Origin of the sequence: Pseudonocardia sp. TRM90224 (genome assembly GCF_021245725.1) — a bacterium.
Taxonomy (GTDB): domain Bacteria; phylum Actinomycetota; class Actinomycetes; order Mycobacteriales; family Pseudonocardiaceae; genus Pseudonocardia.
In genome coordinates this window covers 67,109-85,285 of record NZ_JAJGSX010000038.1, presented here as the reverse complement: position 1 = coordinate 85,285, position 18,177 = coordinate 67,109, and the positions used below count along the sequence as shown (strand labels likewise).

The window sequence follows — 18,177 nt, the reverse complement described above, 5'->3', positions numbered from 1 at the left end:
CGGCGAAGCAGGCGGGCGAGGCCGCGACGAAGGCCGCGGAGCTGGCTGCGAAGCCGGTGACCGGCGCCCCCGCGACGATGTCGCAGACCAACTCGCTGGCGCAGTGCGCGAGCAAGGGCTGCACGGCCGTCGTGACCAGCGTCGCGAGCACGAACGGGCTCGGCGACACCGCGACCAGCACCTCTCGCGCCGACGGTTGGTGCACCGGCACCGGGGCCGGCTGTGCGGTCGGCGCGAACGCGATCGCCAGCACCACCACCAACAGCGGGGCCGCGGATCCCGCCAGCCCGGATCCGACGAACCCGGCGATGCTTCCGGGCCGCTCCGGCTCGACCCGGGCCGGCGCCGACCTGAGCTGTCCGCAGGGCTGCCGCGGTCAGGTGAGCACCGAGACCGTCACCGCCGCCCGCCCCAACGGCGGCGCCGCCGAGCTGGCGCGCCTCGCCGGCGATCCCGCCGCGCAGCTCCCCGCCGGGACCGGCCCGGCCAGCGTGTCCATCGCACGGGGCGGGACGAGCTGCAGCGGCACCGCCCCGTGCAGCGCGCTGATCGGCAGCTCCGGCACGACCGCCGTGATCACGGGGGCAGGGGCGGGCACCACGAGCGCCGCCGCGGAAGGCGACTGCGAATCCGGCCGCACGGGTGCCGGCGCCTGCTCGGTCACCACGACCAGCTCGACCGCGAGCGGCGACAACCCGGCAGCCGTCGTGGAGTCGCTCCGCACGCGTACGGCAGCGGTCACCGAGGGCACCACGCGTGCCGTTGCCGCCGCCGAGTGCGCAGCCGCCGGGTACTGCAGCTCGACGGCCGGTGGCTTCGCCGCAGCAGGTGAAGCGCAGGTCATGGCGGGTTGCGACGGATCCGGTACGTGCACGGTGCTCGCACGCAACACGAGCGCCGCTGATGGCGCAGTGCACCAGGCCACGGCCGACGGCAGCTGCACCGCGGCGGCCGACGGCCGCTGCATCACCAGGGTCGTCACGGAGACCAGCCGGCAGCACGCCATGGCGGCCGCTGCCTGCCAGGGCACCGAGGGCTCCACGTGCCGCTACGCGTACCGCGCGCAGAGCACCGACACCGCACCCGGCGCTGCCGCAGCCGCGACCGGCTGGGGCGAGGGGACGACCGGCGACGGGCAGGCACTCACCACGGCCATCGCCGAAGGCGGGCCCGGGTGGGCGCAGGCCGCGGCCTCCTGCAACGGCAGCCCTGGCACGAACTGCGAGCACGAGTACTCCGCTTCGGTCTCGGCGGCGGCGGGTGGGCGTTCGGGTACCCGGGCCAACGCGAGCGCGAGCGGTTCCGCGAAGGGCGGCATGGGCGCCGGCGCGGTCGCCGTGACCGCGCACGCGTTCGCGCAGGGCAGCCAGGCGAGCGCCGGTGCCACCTGCACGGGTGCCGCGAACTGCAAGGCGAGCTTCTACGCGCACGCCGAGGCGTCCGACCAGCGGATCACCGAGGCCACCTACCTGGTGGAGAAGAAGCGCTGGGACGCGTTCGGGTGGGGCACCTGCCAGGGCTCCAGCTCGTCCGGCGGCAGCTGCGGTGTCCAGGCCTACGCGGTGGCCGGCCCGGGCGGCGGGGGCGGCGCCAGGTGCGACGGCTACTGCGTGGGATTCGTCTCCGGCGGCTACAACCGCGACACGATCATCGGCCCGAAGCTGGCGCCGCCGCCCGGGTTCGCCGTCGACGCGCAGGGCAACCTCGTGCGGATCGCGCTCGACCCCGACCAGCGCAAGGCGGGCGCGAAGCTCGAGGACGACGGCATGACCGTCACGCTCTGGGTGGTCGGCGCCGACAAGCAGCTCGTCGAGAAGAAGTGCCCGATCGTCTGCACCGGCGCGACGCTGACGGCCCCGAGCGGCGAGACCGTCACGTTCGAGCGCAGGAACGACGTGCCGTTCACCGGCGCGATCCCGACCGAGGTCGGCGGCCCCGACTGGGACCGCGCGACCGGAACGCAGGGCCTCGAAGCAGCTCGGGACATCAACGGGCGCGGCCAGATCAAGATCACCGGGACCGGGACTGCCTACGACGGGAAGAGCGGGTCGTACACCGTCTACGACACGCCGTCGCGCCCCGGCACATCCCACGTCGCAGACCTCGCCGACCGGACCGGCGCACCCTTCGCCACGAGCTGCATCGACGGTTGCTACGGCTTCGCCACCAACGGCATCAAGGGCGATCAGTTCGTCGTCAAGCAGCGCGACGCCAACCTGAAGGTCGTCGCCCGGGACCTGGCCGGCAACCCGGCGCGGATCACGTGGGACAACGGCCTCGGGACGGTCAACGGCCACGAGGGCTGGACGGTTGTCGCCAACGGTGACGGGAAGCCGTTCATCGGGCCGTCCCTCAAGCCGGTGAACCCGAGCGTCACCGTCATCACGCCGGGGAACGGCAACCCGCTGGGCTTCTTCGAGGTCGCCAACCAGACCGGCAGCATCTCGCTGCCCGACGGCCGCCGGATGATCAACCGGGCCGGCGACGAACCCCGGTCGCTCGGCGGGGAGGTCGTGCGGGCCCGGCTGAACGACGACAAGGGCAACCTCGGGTTCATCGAGTGCACCGGGCTGTGCTCGCGGCCGCGCGATGGCAAGGTCCCGGCCGGGTTGACGTTCGCGCCGAAGGACGACGACACGGTCTGCCCGGTGCTGTGCACGCTGCAGGAGTACTCCGCCGACCCCGGCAACCGGGTGGCCCCCAACGGCTACTTCCTCGCCAACCTCAAGGCGGAAGCCGGTCTCTCGGGCGGCATGGCCAAGCCGGTCACCATCGTCACCCCTGACGGCGACACCGCGAGCTGCGCGGGCAAGGACTGCTGGTTCGTCGTCTTCAACCGCGACGCCAACGGCAACAACGGCACGATCGTCTGCTCGACCGGGGGCGGACCGAACGGCACGTGCAACGGCGCCAACCGTGAGGGCGACTGGGGTGCGGACCGCAGCTACATGGTGGACCCGGCCGGCAACCCGATCGTCGGCGACGGCAAGGGCACGTTCGTGGCGGGCGGTGTCCGGCTCCTGCTGCGCAACGCCGGTGACGGCGACAAGCACGCCGGCGTCTCCTGCGCCGGTCCGTACTGCCCGACGTCGAAGAACAACGCGAACGGGTGGACGGACGCGAACTGGAAGGCCGGCAGCCTCGATGGTGTCGACCGGTACGACTGGAAGGGCAACCCGGACGCCACCTGGCTGCCGGCGGTCGATGCGAACCGCCCGCAGAACGTGTTCGGGCCCGGCAGCTACCTGCGTCCCTCGCTGAACACCGCGAAGGACCGCGAAACCGCCGTCAGCCTCGGGCTCGACCCCGACGCCCCCAACCTCATGCTGCCGGCGCTCACCCCGGCGGAGCGCGCCGCGCTCTCGCCCGCGGACCGTGCTCGCTACGACAAGACCGCGCCCTACTCGATCCTCGACCTGGCCGCCGCGTCGGCGGCGCACCTGGAGTCCCAGAGCGGCAACCGTTACCGGTCGTTCGCGTTCCAGCAGGTCGGCGGTGGCGCGGAAGCGCTGGACGCGCTCGAACGCGACATCGACGCGGCTCGGCAGGGCGGGGTCACCGCCCAGGAGCTCAGCGCGCTCACCAAGAAGCTGGCGCCGATGAAGATCGACGCGCAGCGGTGGGCCGATGATCGCGGGTTGATCGACGCGATCGACCGGCTCACCTACCGGCCCCCGACACCGACCGAGCTGGAAGAGAAGCTGGTCAGGAATCCGGCCGTGCTCGACAAGCTCGCCGGGCCGACGCCGACGGACAAGGCGTCGCGCATCGAGAACCAGCCGCCGATGCAGCGCGCGATGGACAACCTCCTCGACCTCCAGCGCGGTGTCGGTGACCGCAACCGAACGCTCGTGTCGGCGCTCTACCTGCAGGCGCAGGTGCGCGACACCATCCACCAGCGGGAGCTGCACAACGCCGACGTCCTGCGGTTCAACGAGGTGGGCGGATCGAAGGAGGAAGAGGAGGCGCTGACGCAGAACGGGCTCCGGCTCACAGCGCAGATGGATCGGCTCGAAGGACTGCTCGGATCGGCATCGGGCGCGTTCGCCGACAACGACGCCAAGCTGCGTTCGGTCGACATGCTGTTCGCCGACGCCTCGAACGACCAGGGGTGGGCCGGCCGGTTGCGGACCGGGAGCGAGCGGGTCGACCGGTGGACGGCTCTGGTGAACGCGCTGGCGGCCTCCGGTGACCCGAACCAGGTCGCCCTCGCCGATGAGGCCCGGGTGGTCGGCCAGCTGGCGACGCTGAACTACAACTCCATCGCCCAGGACTTCGGGCAGCGCGCCGCCGGTGTCGACTTCACGATGCGCTCGCCGTCCAGCCGGCTGCCCGACGTCTCCTTCGCGCAGACAGCCGCGCTCAATTTCCCCGGCTTCGAGCACTACGTCGGGCGGAACGCGGATCGGGTCGCCCACCTGAGCCGCGCGGAGAAGGTTGCGCTCGCCTCCCGGATGACCGTCTCGGAGTACATGGATGCCGTCAGCCGTCCGCAGGTCAGCAGCGATTGGGCGGTGAACCGCAAGCTGATCGAGGCGAACTACACCGACGCGAGCGGCAATGTCGACAAGGACAAGGTCGACGAGGAAATGGAGAACCTGCGCGCGGCCGCAGCCGGCGGCGGCGAGGTCAGGTTCGTCACGACAGGGCTGCTCAAGGACGGCCAGCCCGCCGGCGCGGTGACGCTGTTCTTCGTGATGAAGGACGGCACGCCGACGTTCGTGCTGGGTGGCAAGTTCGATTCGTTCGCAGAGCTGCAGGACGAGAACGAGATGTTCGAGGACAGCTCCATGTTCTCGAGCCCCAAGATGGAATTCGTCCTCCCCGACGACCTCGTCGGCCTGACGCCGATCAGGGTGAACGCGGACGGGACGGCGGCGCCGATCCCGGCGGGTGAGCAGCTCAGGTTCGGGACGTCGGACGCGACGATCACGACTCCCTTCGAACGGACCGTGAACGTCGGTGGCACCGTCGTGATGACCGTCCTCTCCGTCGTGTCGCTGTACGTCACTTGGGGGATGTCGACACCGGCCGTGGCGGCGGCATGGACGGCGAGAGGAGCCATGGCCGGCGTGCAGGTCGCGCGGGCGGCGACGATGTTCAACGCGGTGCGGACCACCGCCGGTGCGATGGCCTTGACCAACACCGCGACGACGACCGTCGCAGCCGGGATGGGTGCCTCGGCGGCGTGGGAGCTCGGCGAGCGGCTCTACTACTCGCAGAGCATCAACCCGTTCACGAGCGCGGCGGCCCGTGGCCACTGGCTCGATGCCGCCACGATGGGTGCTGCCGGCGCCGCCCGCGGCCTCGGCCGGCTCGCGAAGACGGCCACGACCGCCGGGGCGAACGGCAGGCTCGAGGTCTCGGCTCGCGTCTTCGCCGGCGCGGCGGAGGTGTTCGACTACGGCTCCTGGGTGAACAGCGGCTACGACGTCGCGCGGAACCCGAGTGTCGAAGGCTTCACCTGGTTCCTCCTGGAAGGTGGCCAGATCAAGGGCGAACGCGTCGTTCACCACCGCATGAAGGCGGCGCCGTTCGGGACGACGTTCAACCCGGCGACCAGCCTCGGTGACCGGAACTGGTTGCCGAAGGAGCTGCCCGGCAGCGATGACCTCACCATGACCGAACGGGTGCATTGGCTGCTCGACGACGCGCAGCTGCGTCCCAATGAGCAGGTTCCGGTGGAGGCCGTCGCCAGCCGGCTGGGTGTCTCGCCCGACGAGGTCAATGCCGCGTTGGACGAGGACGGCAACGGCTGGTACCGCAACCGGACCGTCACCAACGACGCCGGAGTCACGCAGTACATCGCCCGCAACCCCGGCTCGAAGATCAACATCACGGATCGGGGGAACGTCCACCACATCACCAAGCTGCAGAACTTCTCGTTCGCCCCGGAGGACGCCCCGGAGATCGAGAAGCTGATCGGGCTCGTCGGCGACGAGTCCAACCAGCTCACGATGGATCACCCGCTGGTCGTGGACTACCTCAACGAGCTCGTCGACCCGATCGACCCCGCGCTCTTGGACCACCTCGCGAAGAACCCCTACGAGGTGGCCGACCCCGCCAACGCGGACGAGCAGCAGAAGCCGGTCCAGCAGGTCCTGCCGGTCCAGTTCGTGCAGCTGGCGCAGCAGCTCAAGACCCCGCTGACCGACCCGACCAACCCGGACCAGCCCGTCGACCCCGCCCGCGTCGCGTACATCGCCAAGCTGCTCGGCGCTGTACGCAAGGATGCTGCACCCAAGGATGCGGGGCCGAAGAACGACGCCGATCCTGAGGTGGACATCGTCAGGGGCGGGCTCGGCAGTCCGGACGCGGTGCCGGCTCCCAACAAGGTCCACCTGCCCGAGAACGCCGAGCTTCCGGGCGGGATCGTGCTCCCCGGCGGCGCCGTACTGCCCAAGGGCACGGTGCTCCCGGGTGGTGCGTTGCTGCCCGGCGGGCAACAGCTCCCCGCAGGCACCGTCCTGACCGAGGCGATCCGCGTCCAGGCCGGCACGGTCCTCCCGAAGGGCGCCGAGCTGCCGGGCGGCGCGATGCTGCTCGACGGGGCCGACTTCGTCTCCGCGCTGCAGCCTGCGGAGATCTCGAAGCTCGAAGAGCTGCTCAACGTGCGCTTCGTCGACAAGGATTCCGGAGACAGCAAAGACTCCGGAGACGGCGAGGTGCAGGAGGCCGACGACCCGCAGCGGAGCGAGGACTGGCGGGTGACCGACGAGGAGCTGCCTTCGCTCGCCGAGCTGTTCAGTTACGCGGCCGGCCCCAACGGCGCGATCCTCGCGATGCGCGGCGATCTCCGCGACGCCTACGGTCAGCACCTCGTGGCCGACCCGAACGCCTACGTGGTCGTGATCCAGAACGACGACGACGGGCTCTTCATCCAGACGCCGGGCGGGAAGATCCGGCTGACCGCGAAGCAGGCGGGCAAGCTGATCCGGATGCTGCCGGGCTACGACGACTGGCGGGTGCGGGCAGCGAAGATCGCGGCCGAGACCGGCAGCCACCCGGACGTGGTGATCCTGGGTTGCGGGCTCGGCAGCTGCCCCGTCGCGATGGGCGAGCTGTTCCAGGAGCTGCAGGCGCCGGCAGTGGCATCGGACGCCACCGTGTGGCTGCACGCCCCCAACGAGGACACCGGCGGCAGGTCGCGGATCACGACCGACGGTTCCTGGTTCCGGGTCGACCGGACCGGGCTCAACACCACGCAGGCGCCGGGCGCCCTGACCGACCCCCTCGGCACGCCGGACGCCGTGCGCATCGGCCGACCGGGCGTCACGATCCCGATCGCGTCCAACGCGCCGCCGGTGCACCTGGGACGCACCGTCCCACCCGGTGGAGAGGCGGGTGCGACTCGTCTTCACGGTCCGCCGTTCCGGGAGTACCGGTTCACGTTGAGTTGGACCAACCAGCTGGTGGTCGAGGGTGCACGCCGGACGGCCATCGCCCCCTCCAAGTTCGCCTCGCACCTGCGGGATCGGATGCGGAACGGCGACTGGTTCCCCTCGATGATCACGCTTGACCACCCTGCGCTGCGAGACAAACGGGACGAAGTGATCCGCTCGCTCCGCGAGCTGCTCGGCGAGCGGTTCGAGGTTGTGGCGCGCGGCGCGGGATCCATCGAGATCGCGCCGCTCATGGGCACACAGCACATCCGTCCGGTCCTGCAGACCCACCTGTTGAACCAGTTCGGCGACCGAGTGGTCAACCCGGGGCCGGCCGACACCTTCCCGCTCGTGTTCAGCCTGGTGCACCCGGACGGGACGACGCTCACCAGGCTGCGCGTCTACGTCCGTCGCGTCGTCAAGTCATCGAGCCCGAACTACAAGGCGATGCAGCTGCTGGTGTACGACCCGCACCAGCCGCGTGGGGCCGAGGTCGGTGATTTCGACACCAGCGGGGGGCGTCGCTGGGTCGTGCTCGGATTCGATTTCGAGACCGGTCTGTGGGTCGTGCAGGCGACCGGGATCAAGCGGCCCTTCCGCAAGATGCACCCGGTGCCGGTTCGCAACGCCGACCTGGAACGGGCGCAGCAGGTCGGGATCGCCGACGGCGAGCACTACGTCGTGGCGACCAGCGAACACCTGTACGAAGCGATGCGGCGTGCGCTGGCGATCCCGCAGACCGAAGGGGACACCGACAGCTCACAGTCCTGGCTGGCCGAGCAGGCGACGGTGCTGGGCAGCGAGATGGACGCGGCGGTCGGCCAGCAGGAAGCGTGGAAGGCTCGTCGCCAGGTCGTGGTGGACTTCATATTCGAGAACCGGATCAACGATCGCGCTCGTTGGATCGACCTGTTGAAGCGGATGCCCGGGCCAGGTATCGGTTCCTTCAGAATGATCATGGAGAACCTCTTCCAGATCGAGCTGACCGAGGCGGAAGCGGCGGAGATCGAGGAGGCACGCGGCGAGCGCGGGTTCGGTGTACTGCCCCGCCCGGGCGCACCACGACCAGGTGCGGTAGCCGGCGGCGCGGTTCTGCCCGCGAGCTTCAGCCCGGCGGAACTCAACGCGGTCCTCAACGATTGGGCTCGGCTCGATCGCCGCTCGCCCGGGTTGTTCGAGAATGACCGTAAGGGCTTCCAAAAGGCGCTGTCGTTCGTACTGGGCAATCTGCCTGCCAGTGACCGCTTCGTCGTGATCGACGCCTTGAAGGAGACGCTCCCGGCTGCCGACTGGAATCCGATGCGGAAGACCCTCCGCGCCATCTACGCCGGCCGCGGGTGGAAGGGGCGTAACACCATCGCGTTCATCGGGTTCCTCGTCGGGGGCGCGTTGGTGTTGCCGGCGGCGTTCGGCGGCAACCGGGCCGTCGCCGACCCCGGCACTCCGGGGGGTGGGACCGGCGGTGACTTCTGGTCCGCGGTGCTCGATGTGGTGTCCGACCCGGCGCTCTGGATCGGGCTCGGTGTGACGGCGTCCGCGGTTGTCGTCATCGTGCGGTTCGTCAAGAACTGGAAGGCCCGCGGGCCGCCGAAGGCCGCCGTGAAGCTCGGCAAGGCGTTCCGGTGGGTCGGGCAGCTGCGCAAGCGGCTGACGTTCGACGTCGAGCACCGGATGTACCTGCCGGGGGTGATGTACGGCCTCACCGTGCTCGCCATCACGCCGCTGCTCGTCAAGACGATCGGTGCGGAGCTGACGGCGACGGTGCTGCCGTTCCTGCTGCTGTTCCCGCACTGGAAGCTGCCGGCGCGCGACAAGGCCGCGGTCTGGTGGAAGTTCTGGCAGTGGCCCGGCCGCCTCGTGAAGTGGTTCGTGGGCGTCCGGTGGGAGCGGGCGGTGATGATCGCCGCGGTGTTCACGCTGTGGACGGTGCCGCTGGCGACGTGGGACCTGGTCGGCCCGTTCTCCCTGCAGATCGTCGGTGCCGGATACCTGATCGCCGGCTACCTGACGATGTCGATGTCGCACAAGCTGCACCGCGAGGACGAGACGGAACGCGTAAAGGTGCCGCTGGCCTTTGCGCCGGACCACCAGCTCTCGTTCCTGTTCGTGATCAACACCCCGTTGATCGCGTCGCTGTACTCGATGGGTGGGGCGTGGTCGTGGGTCGCGGCCGGTCTGGTGGCCCTCCCGCAGATCGCGTTCGGACCGTTCCTCAAGCACTACATCGTGTCCGGGATCCTCTTCCTCCCGATGCCGGACGTCCGGGCGCCGAAGGTGGTCGGTTGGCGGCTGTCGGCGCGGCTCACGTACTGGATCTCCTCCTACGACTGGGGCCTCCGGTCGAAGCGGTGGGAGAACTACGTCTTCTGGCAGATCGGTGGCGAGATCCGCCTCAACGGGGTGCCGATCTGGCAACGCCGGTTCTCCTTCCACGCCGTCGCCTACGACGGGAAGGCGCGCAAGTCCCTCGACCTGCTCACCGGCCCGCAGCGGGTGCTGGTCAAGTTGCTCTTCTGGATGGCGCGTGGGCTGACCAAGATCCCGGGCCGGATCGGGCGGTGGGCCGCCCGCTCGCCGGTCAAGCGGATGGAACTGGCGTTCCTGCACCTGGTGAACCACGCGCAGCGGATGCTCGTGCGGCACCTCGCGGAGGACGCGCACGACAGCAAGCGGCCGGGAGACAAGTCGGAGCGCCGGAAGAAGAAGCGCAAGGCCGTCCGCGCGTACAACGCGAAGGCCAGGGCGGACATCCGGAAGCGGCTGGCCATGCTTCCCGGCGAGTTCCAGAAGCGCATGCAGGACCGCGCCACGGCCGAGATCGACCGGATCACGAAGAAGCTCGACGCGGTCAAGGCCGAGCTCGCGCGGGAACGGACGAAGGCGTTCAGGAACGGCGGCGGTGGCCGGTCGACCTGGTTCGGGCGCATCCGGGACGGCCGGATCAGGACGCTCGACGCACGCCGGAAGGATCTGCAGAACCGGCTCGACGCCGCCGTGCGGGCGCGGGCCGCGATCGGTCCCCCGCAGGTGGAGCCGGGCCGCTACTTGAGCAAGGAGCTCGCGGAGGCCGAGTCGAAGCGCAAGGCGCTCGCGGCCGAGCTGACGGAGATCGACAAGGAGCGCGGCCAGCAGGGCCTGCCGGGCGACCGGCGCAAGGAGCTGAACACCCGCCGCAAGGCCGTGGAGAGCGCGCTCTCGGACAGCAAGCGATGGCTCGACAGGCTGAAGCGGATCGTCCCGATGTTCGTCGGGATCGCGGGTACCGCGGTGCTCCTGATCGGCGGCGGGTTCGGACAGGGCAAGGCGATGGCCGCTCCCGGGCAGGGGATCGGCGACGGTGGGAGCGCGGGCCTGCTGCCCGAACTCGGCGACGTCCTGCAGATCGTGATCGACCACGGCGTGGTCGGTCTGGTGGTTGCGGCGGCGGTTGCGGTCGTGGTGGTCGCCACCGGGCGTGGCCCGCCGGTGTCCGTCCGGCTCGGCCGGTGGGTCGCCGCAACCAGGTACGCAGCCCGGTACGCGGGCGGCTGGGCCGGGGCGCTGCTCACCGACGTCACCGCGCCGGTGCGGACGTGGTGGGCCGGCGCCCGCTTCGGCATGCGGTTGGGCACCGGCAGGGTAGGCCTGCTGCCGGTCCAGGAGGCGCCGCCGGCGGAGTTGGTGTCCGACTACACGGTCATGGACCTGCAGGCGCGCACCCCGGTGCACCCCACGACGCACCAGCACGGGCTCGTCGGTGAGGTGCTCGACGACCTGGGCGTCCGTTCGGCACCCGCGGTGGACGGGAAGTCCGCGTTCGGTTTGCACGGCATGCGGGCCGTCCCCGGGTTCTCCGTGGTGCCGGTCGACGGCCTGCACCTCGCGATCGACGGCAAGCGGATCGCGCGAGGCGATGCCGGGTTCGCCGTCCTCTTCGTCCCCGACCCCGACCCCGACGAGCCTTCGCGCATCTACACCGACACGAAGACCCTGAAGACGGTGCAGCGGATGTCGCCCGCCGACCGGCTCGCGCTCGCCGAGCACCTCACCGGTGCAGGCGCCGACGTGAGCCTGGGTGCGCTGCGCCGCCTCGCCGGTCTCGACGGCTTCCGCTGGGTCCAGGGTGTTTTCGGCGGGCTGCTCTCCAGCGCCTCGTCCGTGGGGAGCGCGCTGGTGCTGCCCGACGTCGCGCCGAACATGCAGGAGAAGTTCAGGGTGTCGCCGGGCGAGGCGAACGCACCTTTCACGGTGAACCAGGGCACGTCGGCGCCCGCGACGCTGGCGTCGGGCTTCCTCGCCGGCCGGTACAGCCAGCGGTCGCTGCTGGTCGGCGCGCTCCTCGGGACCGCGGCGGTGCTGGTCGCGCTGGCGAACGCCGGATGGTTCGGGGCGGTGCTCGCGCTGGCCGGGGTGCTCGGCTTCACCAACGTCGTGGACGCACTGACCAAGGGCCTGGTCGAGACCGAGCTCGTCTTCCCGACAAAGAAGGACCGGGAGAAGTTCCAGCAGGTCATGCGCAGCGCGTCGACGATGGGGCGCTGGTTGTTCCGGTTCCTCGCCCTGCAGCTGCTGCTGGCCTTCGTCACGGACTACAAGCCGGCGTTCTACTCGCTCGCCGCCGAGATGGTCCTGCTCGCCGTCGGTGCGCTCGTGCTGATGCCGAAGGACTCCGGGGCGGCCGGCCCGCGTGGCAAGGGCTGGCGGCCGGACGAGCGCAGCGACGGGTCCGTCATGGACCTGCGGAAGCGGGCCCGGACCCTGCTCGCCCGGCTGGCGGCCGCGCCGCGCGCGGCGGCGAACCTGGTGGGCCGGCTGCGGACGCTCTTCCACCGCGAACCCGGTGCGGAGCGCCGCGGGTTCGGGGCGCGGACGCTCGCCTTCCTGCGCCACGGCGCGATCGTGCCCATCGCGCTGGGTGCGGTCGACGGGTTCGTGCTGGGCTCGGTGCTCGGCACGGAGGCGCTGGTGATCAAGTCGCTGGGGCTGGCGGACTCCATGCGGTCGCTGCTGTCGTTCGCCGCGCTGGGCGCCGGTGTCCTGACCCTCGCGGGGGCCCTCACCGGGGTGTTCACCAAGCTGGCCGGCCTGCGCACGGCGGCGTTGCTGCTCGGTGGTGCGCTGGTGGTGCCGCTGCTGGCGAACGTCCTGCCCTTCGTCGCGCCGGTCAGCGTGTTCTGGACGCTGTTCCTGAGCCGGGTCGCGATCCAGGTCGCCAGCGGCCTGCAAGAAGGTGTTGCGCGGTCGAGCCTGCTGGATGCGGTGCCGTTCAGGCTGTACAAGCAGTTCGGCGCGGCGTTCGTGGCGGCCAGGGTGCCGGCGATCGGTCTCGGCTCGCTCGTGGCGAGCATCGCCATCGGGGCCGCGACGGCAGCCGGGGTCCACGGTGTCATCGGGGTGCTGGCTGTCGCCGGCACCGCGGTGGCGGTCGAGCTGGTGCTGGCGGCAGCGATCGTGGCCAGGAAGCCCCGCCGGTTCGATCACGGATCCGGCGCGCACGGGATCTTCGACACCCACGAGCTCAACGTGCTGTTCAGCGCGACCACGAAGATCGTCTCGGCCGTCGCGTCCGGTCGGATCAAGGGGCGGACGCTGCGCAACGGCGCCCCACCGGCCGGCGACGTGTCGCGCACCGAGCCTGCGCCGCCGGGCCTGCTGCGCCGCAGCGAGAGCCTCGTGCTCGTCGACGGCTCGGTCGTGCTGTCGGTGCTGGAGTGGCTCGTGGGCGCCGAGCGGGCCGCCGACATCGCCGCGCGCTTCGACGCGGTCACCTTCCGAGGCGCGACCGGCGACGCCGTGATCCTGATGACCGAAGCTCGTTACGAGCACCTGGCGCGGCTGGGGGAGCTGCCGCGGGTGGTCGACCACGAGCGCGGGCACATCGAGGGCAGGTTCGCCGACGACGCCGCCCACGACGCCGACGTGACGAAGAACCGGGCGGCCATCGCCGGGACAGAGGCCGCCATGAATCGGATCACCGAGGTGTCCGGCCCGCTGTTCGACGATGCTCCGCGCACGCCGGACATCGCCAAACGGCGCGCGAAGCTCGCCAAGCTGGCAGGTCGCGGCCCGGCCGCCGACGAGCTGATCGCGCTGCTCGACCGCTGGCTCGACAAGGCCGACGCCGACCTGGTCTACAAGCAGCGCGGCATCGCCGCCGAGGCGCAGGTCGGCGACGTCGACCGGTGGATCGGGTGGTTCGTCGAGATCCTCGGTGGCGGCCGGGTCACCACCGAGATGCTCGACGTCGACACCGACGCGCGGGTGCTCGCCAACAAGGGCCGCGAGCTGCTGCCGCTGCTGGACGGCCTGCCCAACGAGACCTTCGTGCTCGGCACGAACGTCTCGCGCTGGTCCGAGCGGCGGGCCGAGCGCAGCGGGCAAGTGCTCGACCTGCTCGAGAAGATCGAGCGCACCCGGAAGTCGTGGCCGGGCGGCCCGACCGCTCACCGCGCTGCCTCGTCCGCGATGAAGCGGTGGTGGAAGGGGTTCCGGCAGCAGGGCGGTCCGCACGGGATCCTCGACGACAAGCAGACCGAGCTCGTCGTGACAGCGGCGGAGCAGGTGGCCGCCGGTGTGCTGGACGGATCGCTGCCGGGGCAGGTGCTGCGCAACACGGGAGCGGCGGCCGTCGCGGAGCTGCTGGACGGCGAGGTCCTGGTGCTCGTCGACGAGGCCGTGATGATCGACGTGCTGGACGGGGGCGGCGCGCCCGACGGAGCGGGCACGGTCAGCCGGACCGACGCCGTGTCCTTCCGGCGGCCCACCGGCCCCGGTCCGCGCGACGTGATCGTCATGACCGCGGAGCGCTTCGCGCACCTGCGGCGGCTGGACGCCCTGCCGGTCGTGTTCACCCACGAACGCCGGTTCCACCTCGGCGGTGCCGGCCACACCAAGCGGATCCACGACAAGGACGTCGAAACCGGTCAGGCGTTCATCGCCGCGGCCGAGGCGGCGGCCGAGCGGCGGTTGCTGCGCGGCGTCGCGGCCGGCCTGATCGTCGTCGAGCTGGGTGTGTTGGAGCCGCGGCTGGACGAGGCCGCTGCGCTCCTCGCTGCCGGGGACCGGCCGAAGGCCGACGAGGTGCTCTCGGCCGTTGCGTCCCGCCTGCACGACCTCGCCGTCGAGCTGGGGCCGCTGCGCGAGTCGCCGCTCGACGTCGACACCTACACAGCCGCGTTCCAGCAGCTGGTCGACATCGCGGTGCGGTGGCGCGAGCTGATGCCCGCCCCGTCCGCTCCTGGCTCGCCCGTGGATCGGGACGTGGCGCTCGCGCACGCAGTGCTCGCCGGGCTGATGGTGAGCCAGATGCGGATCGGCCTCGAACCGGGCCTCGCCCACCAGCTGCTGAGCGCCGCGGAGGAAGCCGGCTTCCCGACGTCGTGGCCGCTGCTGGCGGAGCTGGCCGGTGCGCTCCCCGGCTGGCGGGAGCAAGCGCAGGAGGAACTGACCCACCTGGCGGCGGCCATGGCAGGCATGCCGGCGACCGTCCCCGTCGCCGATCCCGACATGCCCGAGAGCGTCGCGTTGGCCGGCGACAACCCCGTCACGCTCGCGGTTGCGGCCGTCGACGCGGTGAAGGACCAGCTGCCGCCGTCGTACCGGGCGGGGATCGACAACGCCCTCGACGCCCTCGATTCCTATGCGCCAGGCATCGAGGAGCTCGACGCGGTCGGTGCGGCGCTGCCGGCCACCGCCGACGCCCCGCCGCTCGCCCGCGTCTCGCTGTGCGCTGCGCGGTGCCGGCTCGCGTGGGCCAAGGCGGCGGTCGAGCTGGATCGGGATGTCGCCGGGTCGCTCGGCTCGCTCTCCGGCCGGAACGTGACCACGGTCCGCAAGGCGTTCGAGCTCGTCCGGTCCGAGGGTGTCGGCGTGCGGGTCGTCCGCAGTACGGACCCCGAGGGCGCGGGACTGCTGGAGAGCGGCGAGGAGCTGCTGGTCGTCCGGCGTGACGTGCTGATAGCGGCACTGGTGGCAGGAGGCGCGACGCCGGAGGAGGCCGCGCAGATCATGGAGCGCTTCGACGCACTCGGCTGGAACGACCGGGAGCGCCGGGTCGGCGTGATCGGGATGGCCGACGACCGGCACGCGATCTGGGACGCGGCCGGTCTGCTCACCGACGTGGTCGAGCACGAGCGGCTGTTCCACCTGCGTGGCACCGCAGTGCATCGCCGCGTGCATGCCGCCGATGTGGCGATGCGCCAGCGGCGGCTGGCCCGCGCGACCGGACGGCCGGTCGCCGGACCCGAAGGAGACCCGCTGATCGAGCTGCGCCGGCTGCAGGACCTGCGTGACATCGACGAGCTCGGCGAGACGCTCGCTCCGCTCGTCGGTGAGGCGCTGCTGGTCGACCTGCAGAGCGCGCTCGACACGGCCGGCGTACGCGCGGTCACCGATCCCGATCGCTCGGTGCTCGACGAACAGGCCTACTGGTGGTTCGGCGAGGTCGGGCAGGCCGCGCTGCGCGAGCAACTCCTCACGGATCAGCTCGCCGACCAGCAGGACGTCCCTGAGCTCGCGGTGCTCCGGGCCGAACGGGACAACGTGATCCTGCTGCTCCGCGGTGCCGCCGACGGCGTGCTCGGCCGCGCCGCCGACGAGTTGTCGGCGGCGGTCCGCGACAGCGCCGCCGCTCGGGCCGCAGCCGCGGCCGCCCAGGTCGCGGCTGCCGAGCAGGTGGTCTCCAGGATCGATCTGCTCGACCCGCGTCGCGAGCAGGCCGTGCTCGCGAGGCTGCGGGCGGCCGCCGTCCGGTTCACGGACCTCGTGGCGGAGGCGGCGCGCCGGCCGGTGAGCGGAGCGGAGTGGGCGGACGTCCAGCGCGCGATCGTCGAGCCGATGAACGAGGTGGACCGGATCCGCACGGAGGACCCGCTCGCCGAGGTCGCGTTCGTCATCGACACGTTCGACGCCCTCAAGATCGCGGTGGACGCGGCGCACGACGACCCGACCGCCGCCGGCGAGCGGGAGCGGATCCGTGAGGCACGCGCGAAGGTCGAGCTGGCGGTGGCCGAGGTGCGCGACCGGTTCGAGCGGGTGTGGGCCCGCGCCCCGGGCGAGTGGTGGGTAGAGCGCTCCGGCCCGGTGCACAGGGTGCTGGACCTGCACGAACGGCTCGAGCAACTGCTCGTGGGCGGTGTCGACGTCGGGCCGGCTCGCCGCCGGCTCGTCGAGGTCCGCAAGGCGTACGAGCACCGCCGCGGCGTCGAGGTCCACGGTCTTGCCGGGCTCGCGCTCATGGTGCTGGAGGCGCGTCGTGCGCTGATGACGGCGGAGGCCGCGGCTGCCGGTCCGCCTGCTGACCTGGTCGCGACGACCCGGGCGGAGCTGGCGGCAGCCGTCGCCGAGCTCGCGGGCGATCCCGATCTCGACCCCGCGCTGCGGAACGTCGTGTGCGAGTGCGCGGAGCGCGGCGTGGGTGATGGCCCCGATGGTGCCGGTGGTGGTGGGGCGTCACTGTTCTCCGGGCGGCCGGCGAGCCCCGCCGATCTGGCGGTCTTCGCAACGGTCGTGTCGTGGATGCCCGTGGCGTTCGAGCTGCCCGCGGGCGATCCGGCGCTCGGCGAGCTGACCGGGCTCAACGTATGGGAGATGACCAGCCGTCGTGGGCGTGGGCTGCGTGTTGTCGACGACCTCAACGAGGAGATCGTGCGCCACGGCGGGCCGGGCGACCTGGCCGTCTGGGCCGACGCGGACGGCTGGCTGTACGTCGACCGGCGCACCTACGACGCGCTGGTGGGCGGCGTGCTCGGCCCGGCGGAGCGGCGCAAGCTCTTCGAGCACGAGATGGAGCACATCCAGCACCCCGACCACGCCGAGGTCGACGTCCACGACCGGGCGCCCCTGCCCGACCTGCGGGGTCTCGGGGCGGCGGTCGGGCGCCAGGTGCAGAACGGATCGACGCCCGACCGGCCGGACCACCCGATGCGGAACCGGTTGGCGCGCCTCGGTCGAGGGGGTTGGGGACTGGTCCTCCTCGTCGCCGACGGCACCGCGTACGTCCTGACCACCCGCGACATCGCCGGACAGGCCGGCACCGAGGTGCGGGTGGTGCTGCCGCAGGGCGAGTTCCGTGGGACCACGCTCGACCGACCCGCTTCCAGTGAGCTCGCGGCCGAGCTGCGGGCTGCCGGTGCCGTCGCGGGTGTGCCCGCCGGTGTGGTCTTCGGGCTCGCGCGCGGCCTCGACGTCGCCATCCTGCGGATCACCGACGAGCGCCTGCTCGGTTCGCCCATGCCGCTGCCCGTCTTCGAGCGGGCCGCGGTGCGGGTCCCGGTCGAGGTGCTGCCCGATCCCGGTGGTGTGGGGTTCGTGACCGGCGTCCACCACGTCCGCGTCACGCTCGGCGGGAGCCAACCGGTCACACGGGTGGGACCGGGTGCGGCACTCGTGGGCGTCCGTTGCGAGTGTGGCGCCGACGTCCTGCGCGGTCTCCTGTCCGGGCGGGCCCCGGAGGTCGTCCGCCGCCGCGACCGGAGCGGTCGGCTCCTCGACGGGACGGTCCTCTCCGGATTCGCCGGATACGCGGTCGACGGGCTCGCGCTGCTGGCGTTCGCCAGGGCGAGCGGGATCGTCGAGCGTGCGGCCCCGGCGGCCGGCCCCGTCCTCGGAGGCGGCTTCCTCGGTGCGGTGGCCGCGGTGACGAGTCCCGGGCCGGACGCGGCGCCTTCGTCCAGCAACCCGCAAGCGGATCTGCAAGCCGACCTGCTGGCCGCCTTGGAAGGGATGGGGCTGGTCATCGAGCCGGACAGCGACGACTCCTGATGGAGGGCAGGAAAGCCACTTTCCTGCCCTGTGAGGGCCGGAAAGTGGCTTTCCT

The 18,177-nt window shown here is 71.7% G+C and carries 2 protein-coding genes; one reads left to right on the top strand and one right to left on the bottom strand.

Annotation, left to right across the window (positions count from 1 at the left end; all coding sequences use genetic code 11):
* Nucleotides 1-256 (bottom strand): hypothetical protein (locus tag LL648_RS34730; protein ID WP_232667061.1); only part of this gene is annotated, 256 nt, incomplete at its 3' end.
* Nucleotides 257-308: 52 nt separating this feature from the next.
* On the opposite strand from LL648_RS34730, the gene LL648_RS34725 reads away from it, so the two are divergent.
* Entirely contained in the window at nt 309-18,122 is a 17,814-nt protein-coding gene (locus LL648_RS34725; RefSeq protein ID WP_232667060.1) for a hypothetical protein, read from the top strand.
* Nucleotides 18,123-18,177: the final 55 nt, after the last annotated feature.